The organism is Clostridia bacterium (assembly GCA_017405765.1).
Taxonomy (GTDB): domain Bacteria; phylum Bacillota; class Clostridia; order Oscillospirales; family RGIG577; genus RGIG577.
Genome location: JAFQZS010000011.1, coordinates 1 through 5,476, shown reverse-complemented (window position 1 = coordinate 5,476; position 5,476 = coordinate 1). Strand labels below are relative to the sequence as shown.

The 5,476-nt window shown below is 48.1% G+C and carries 6 protein-coding genes; all 6 read left to right on the top strand.

Features of this window, described 5'->3' with window-relative positions; genetic code table 11:
- Positions 1-287 precede the first annotated feature (287 nt).
- The 6 genes from IJG50_02585 (at position 288) to IJG50_02560 (ending at position 5,263) form a co-directional block, all read left to right on the top strand.
- Entirely contained in the window at positions 288-1,664 is a 1,377-nt protein-coding gene (locus IJG50_02585) for a glycine--tRNA ligase (GenBank protein ID MBQ3378733.1), read from the top strand.
- Between the two features lie 23 nt (positions 1,665-1,687).
- Positions 1,688-2,209, top strand: a complete 522-nt coding sequence (locus IJG50_02580) for a ferritin (GenBank protein MBQ3378732.1) — start codon at positions 1,688-1,690, stop codon at positions 2,207-2,209.
- A 237-nt stretch (positions 2,210-2,446) separates the two neighbouring features.
- A complete protein-coding gene (locus tag IJG50_02575) occupies positions 2,447-2,863 on the top strand; it encodes a MarR family transcriptional regulator (protein ID MBQ3378731.1) in 417 nt (138 codons plus the stop codon).
- Positions 2,864-3,004: 141 nt separating this feature from the next.
- Positions 3,005-3,766, top strand: a complete 762-nt coding sequence (locus tag IJG50_02570) for a zinc ribbon domain-containing protein (protein MBQ3378730.1) — start codon at positions 3,005-3,007, stop codon at positions 3,764-3,766.
- A complete protein-coding gene (locus IJG50_02565; GenBank protein ID MBQ3378729.1) occupies positions 3,766-4,683 on the top strand; it encodes a hypothetical protein in 918 nt (305 codons plus the stop codon). The genes IJG50_02570 and IJG50_02565 overlap by 1 nt, the downstream gene beginning before the upstream one ends.
- Positions 4,684-4,846: 163 nt before the next feature.
- Positions 4,847-5,263 carry a MarR family transcriptional regulator gene (locus IJG50_02560; GenBank protein MBQ3378728.1) on the top strand — a complete coding sequence of 139 codons (417 nt, stop codon included), beginning with the start codon at positions 4,847-4,849 and terminating at the stop codon, positions 5,261-5,263.
- The last annotated feature ends 213 nt before the right edge of the window (positions 5,264-5,476 follow it).

Here is a 5,476-nt window from a genome sequence, read left to right as displayed (position 1 = left end):
TCGGTTTGCGGCTTTTGTTGCTCCGTTCTTCTCTGAATACTTGATTACCTGTTGACGGAAATGCGCGCTAGATGCTAAACTGGTCATGGAAATTCATCTCTTTCATGGCTGATTTGTGTGGTAACTTCATCATACCATGTTTGAGTTGAATTTCCATTCTCTTTTGTCACATATCATTTGTACCATAACACTTCATTGGCTTCTTTTATAAAATAATACTTGAAGTACGCCGCTTCGTTTGATAAAATATTCTAATGAGACAACATAACAAGGAAAGAGGATAAAAGATGGACAATTCGCAGAAGACAATGGATAAGATTGTAGCTCTGTGCAAGGGCAGAGGATACATTTTTTCGGGCTCCGAGATCTACGGCGGCCTTTCGAATACGTTCGACTACGGCCCGCTCGGAGTGGAGTTCAAGAATAATATAAAGAAGGCATGGTGGAAAAAGTTCGTTTACGAGATTCCCCAGAACGTGGGACTCGATTCCGCCATACTGATGAATCCCAAAACGTGGGTGGCTTCCGGTCACGTCGGCGGCTTTTCCGACCCGCTTATGGACTGCCGCGACTGCAAGACGCGTCACCGCGCCGATCACCTCATAGAAGAGGCGACGGGCGTCGCTCCCAACGGCTGGAGCAACGAAAAGATGATGGAATTCATCAAGGAAAAGGGTATCGCCTGCCCCGAATGCGGCTCAAAGAATTTTACCGAGATAAGAAAGTTCAACCTTATGTTCAAGACGTTCCAGGGCGTTACCGAGGATTCAAAGAACGAGCTTTTCCTCCGCCCCGAAACGGCGCAGGGCATATTCGTTAACTTCAAGAACATACAGCGCTCCACGAGAAAGAAGATACCGTTCGGCGTGGGCCAGATAGGCAAGTCTTTCAGAAACGAGATAACTCCCGGCAACTTCACGTTCCGCACGCGCGAGTTTGAACAGATGGAGCTCGAGTTCTTCTGCAAGCCCGGCACCGACCTCGAATGGTTCGAGTTCTGGCGCAAATACTGCATCGATTTCCTCATCGGCCTCGGCATGAGAGAGGAAAATATAAAGCTCCGCGATCACGAGCAGGACGAGCTTTCCCATTACTCGAAGGCGACTACCGATATAGAGTTCTTATTCCCGTTCGGCTTCGGCGAGCTTTGGGGAATAGCCGACAGAACGGACTTCGACTTAAAGCAGCATCAGGAGTTCTCCGGCGAGTCGATGGAGTACTTCGACCCGCAGACTAACGAAAAGTATATACCCTACGTTATAGAGCCCTCGCTTGGCGCGGACAGAGTGGCGCTTGCCTTCCTTATAGACGCTTACGACGAGGAAGAAGTATCCGAGGGCGACGTCCGCACCGTTTTAAGGCTCCATCCGGCGCTCGCTCCCTTCAAGGCCGCCGTGTTGCCGCTTTCGAAGAAGCTCTCCGATAAGGCGACCGCCGTTTTTGAGACGCTGAGCCGCGAGTTTTCGGTCGATTACGACGAGACCGGCTCCATAGGCAAGCGTTACCGCAGACAGGACGAGATAGGAACTCCCTACTGCATAACTTACGACTTTGAGTCCGAGACCGACGGCTGCGTTACCGTGCGCGAGCGCGATTCAATGGAGCAGGTGCGTATCAAGATAGACAAGCTTGCCGACTATATAAGAAAAGGTATAAATTATTAAAATAAATCTTTGGAGGGATAAAAATGTTAAAGGCTAATATTGAAAAGAAGCTCAATTATCAGATAAACCGCGAGCTTTATTCGTCGTATCTGTATCTTTCGATGTCCTCGTATCTTAAGGGCGAGGGACTCGACGGCTACGCGAACTGGTTCAAGGTGCAGGCAGAGGAGGAGCGCGACCACGCTCTCATTATTTACAATTACGTTCATCTTTCCGGCGGCACCGTAGTGCTCGACGCGATAGAAGCGCCGCCCGCGAAGTTTGACGGAGTGCGCGACGTTTTAGCTAAGAGCGCGGAGCACGAGGCGCTCGTGACCGGCCTTATAAACGATATCGTAACGCTCGCTCAGAAGGAAAAGGACCACAAGACTTCGAATTACTTCATGTGGTTCGTTGACGAGCAGGTGGAGGAAGAGGACAACGCCGCGACCAACTTAAAGAAGTACGACCTCATGGGAAGCGATGGCAAGGGACTCTATCTTCTCGATCAGGAGCTCGCAAGCCGCGTGTACAAGGTGCCGTCCCCGCTTGCGACTGCGGAATAAATATACGCGCTGTAAAAAGGAGAAAAAGCGATCGTCTTTTTCTCCTTTTTTGATTCTCACAGAAAAACTTTTTCACTTTTAAACTGTTGTAACATATATTGAAAGATTGAAAAAATTTCAATGAGAGATAACGGCTTCGTTTGTATGGGCATTTGCCAAAAGAGCGATATAAAAGTCGGCCCCACAACATCTCTTAAAGATTTTTTTGATCAGAATGCTTATAAAGAGGACAAAATAATGGACGAGCTGCATTATCTGCTTATGAGAGCGAATACGGCCATGAACCGAAACATATTCAGGGGAGCGCAGAAAATAAACCTTTCTTCGGGTCAGCCTAAAATATTGGAATATCTCACGGAACGCAACGGAGACAATCAAAAGGCGATAGCCGTTTACTGCGGTGTGGAGCCCGCAACGCTTGGAAGCATCCTTCTTCGCATGGAGAAAAACGGACTTATAGAAAGAAAAAGAAAAAAAGAGGACGGACGCTCTCTTTACGTGTATATCACGCCAAAGGGACTTAAGGCCGCGGATGATATGAAAGCGGTCTATGATAAATATGACGAAAAAGGCACGGAGGGTCTTTCTGAAGAGGAGATCGCCTTGCTTAAACGGATGCTTTTTAAAGTTTTTAAAAATCTAAATGAGGGATAGTACAAAAAGCGCTCGATATAAGGCGCTTTTTTGCGTCTTTTGGGCAACCACCAAATAAAGCGGCGCAGCTGTTGTAAAACCATGCGGAACTGTGATAAAATATAGTGACACGGAAAGAAATGCTCTTTTACACAAATACAGATGGGGGTAATATTTATGCTTCATTCTTTTACAAGGAACCACGACGATCTTTCGACGGAGGCCGGATTTCAGTTCGAGTTTTTCTGCGACTGCTGCGGCAACGGGTATAAGAGCAGCTTCGTTCAATCGAGCACATACGGCCATAAGCAGAAAACGGAACGTTTCGGACGCATGGCGTCCACGTTGGGCGGCTTGCTCGGCGGCAGAGCCGGCGATCTCGGCTCTATGATCGAACGCGGCAGCGATATGCTCGGAGGACGCCTAAGCGATCAGTCGCCCGAATGGAGAAAAGAACACGAGCGCGCCTTCGACGAGGCGCAAAAGGAAGTGCGCCCCAACTTTAAAAAGTGTCCGTCCTGCAATACGTGGGTATGTACTGACTGCTGGAACGATGAAGAGGGCCTCTGCGTAGAGTGCGCTCCGCGCGAGGCAAGCTATGCCGCACAGGCAAGAAACCGTGCTATGCGCCGCAATATCGACGAAGCGGCGGATACGGCGACTGTTTGGCAGGGCAAGCTTGAAAAGCGCACTACGGTATGTCCCAAATGCGGCAAGCCTGCCGGAGAAGGCAAATTCTGCAACAACTGTGGCGCTCCGCTCGGTACGCAGCGCTGCCCCAACTGCGGCGCGCAGGTTGCGCTCGGGCTTAAATTCTGCGGCGAGTGCGGCTCTCCGATGAAGAAAAGCGGCAAATGCCCGAATTGCGGTCATGAAAACGAACCGGGAATGAAATTCTGCGGCGAGTGCGGAACGAAGCTCTGATGAAATACGAAGGATGCGTGCAGGGACGCGCGGCAAGGATATCGCTTGAGCGCGAGGGTATGGATTTCGGCAGTCGATTTCTCGATTATGCAGATATCGAGAATATAAGTCCCATAAATCATAGGATATTTATAAATACTCAGACGGGCGAGCACATAAATATATCAATGCTCGGCTTCTCCTATGACGGTTTTTACGAGGAGCTTTGCAGCCTTTTCGGAAAGCGCAGCCTTGAAGCGCTTTTTGTGAACGAAAAGATCATAATGTCATCTGAGGGCGAGTATGAGACGCCGCGTGAGCGCGGACGCGCTAAGATCGCGCTTTTTTCGGACAGTATATGCATATTGCCTCCGACGGCGAATGCCGTGCGTATACCACTTTGCTTTGCCGAAGAGATACAGCTTGAGGGATATATGATTTTTGTAACGCTTGCATCCGGTACGCGCTATGTCGTAGGACGCATGGGATACGATACGAAACCATTTTTCGAGCGAGCCGTAAATTTGGCGAAGGGCGTAAAAAATATGCGCGCACGCGCACTTGAGACTGTTGCCCTAAAGCCGCCGTTTATGTATAAGGGGTTGTTCAGAACGGCGGAGCCTAAGCATTATTGGCAGGCGGCCGTGGGCAAGGGCGTCTGCGCTTTGGAGCTTTTTACCGATGAGGACGCCGCAACGTATCTTTATCGCTTTGATGAAAGCGAGACGGAGTTCCTTTCAAAGCTTTGCGAAGCTACGGAGGCTATGGGCGAGTATCGTGAAATAATTCATATTTCAGAGGAACAACTTTTAAAAAAACCGCTTTTTTGCATGGCGGTCAGACGGTGCGAAGCCGTTTCATTTCTGCGCGCGCGTTCAGCGGGCAGATTGATTCACAGTCGGTCCCATGCGGAGAGACTTAAAGAATTTTTATGCTGAAAGGGTTGCGTAGATTGAGGTTTTAGTGTATATTTATAATTGTGTATGTTTATTTTGCATTTTAAATACATCATGATTCGGGTTTTCGGGCATGATGTGTTTTGCTAATAACTTGAAAAATAAGAGATATCACAATAACAATTCTTACTTAGGGGCGAATATAATGGATGAGCTTCATTACTTGCTTATGAGATCGCATACTGCAATGAACAGGCATGTATTCCGCGAAGCGCAGAAACGGGGCCTTTCCTCGGGGCAGCCTAAAATACTCGAATATCTTACAAAATTTAACGGAGCAAATCAAAAGGCAATAGCCGTTTACTGCGGAGTCGAGCCGGCAACGCTCGGAAGCATTCTTCTGCGCATGGAGAATAACGGACTTATTGAGAGAAAAAGAAAAGAAGGAGACAGGCGTTCCCTCTACGTATTTATCACCCCTAAGGGCTTAAAGGCCGCGGACGATATGAAGATGGTCTACGACAAATTCGACGCGCTGGGCGCGCACGGTCTCTCCGAATCGGAGTTGGGTCAACTCAAAATACTGCTTATGAAGGTATTCAGAAATCTGAACGAGGGATAGGACGCTGAGTTTTATAATAGTATAAATATTAAAACGCCTTTCGGGGCGTTTTTTGCGTTCTAAAAAACTTTGAAAAAAGTTCAAAAAAGGTATTGACAAGCTGGGTTGGAAGTGGTATTCTGATAAAGCTGTTGCGAAAGACAGCGAGATTGAACCTTAAAAATTGAACAACGAAAAAGCTCTAGTTAATGAATTTGAGAGACATCCAAGGGA